The following is a 255-nucleotide window of genomic DNA, read 5'->3' as shown; positions in this document are numbered from 1 at the left end:
GCATTAAGCTGTGGATAAGGCGGTAAAGTAGCGCCATTATCAAAAGCTGTAAAATCGCGCAGATAGTCATTAACCAAGGCACGGGCAGGCTTTCCTGAAAACAGTCGTGTCAATCGCGTTTCAGCGCTTCGTTTACCGTGACTGGCATCAAGCAATGCCTGTTTATAACGGTCATTAATAGCACATTTATCTGTGGTCAAAAATGCCGTGCCAACCTGCGCCAATTGCGCGCCAGCAGTTTGTACTACCTTAATA

Annotated in this window: 1 protein-coding gene; it reads right to left on the bottom strand. The window is 46.3% G+C overall.

What is annotated here, in order from left to right; all coding sequences use genetic code 11:
* On the bottom strand, window positions 1-255 hold a 255-nt coding region (locus tag AAEY80_RS14685), incomplete at both ends, for a nitronate monooxygenase (RefSeq protein ID WP_350588619.1).

Origin of the sequence: Psychrobacter sp. 78a-MNA-CIBAN-0178 (assembly GCF_040309625.1) — a bacterium.
Taxonomy (GTDB): domain Bacteria; phylum Pseudomonadota; class Gammaproteobacteria; order Pseudomonadales; family Moraxellaceae; genus Psychrobacter; species Psychrobacter okhotskensis.
Note: the sequence above shows the minus strand (reverse complement) of the source record. Positions and strands in the feature narration are given on the sequence as shown.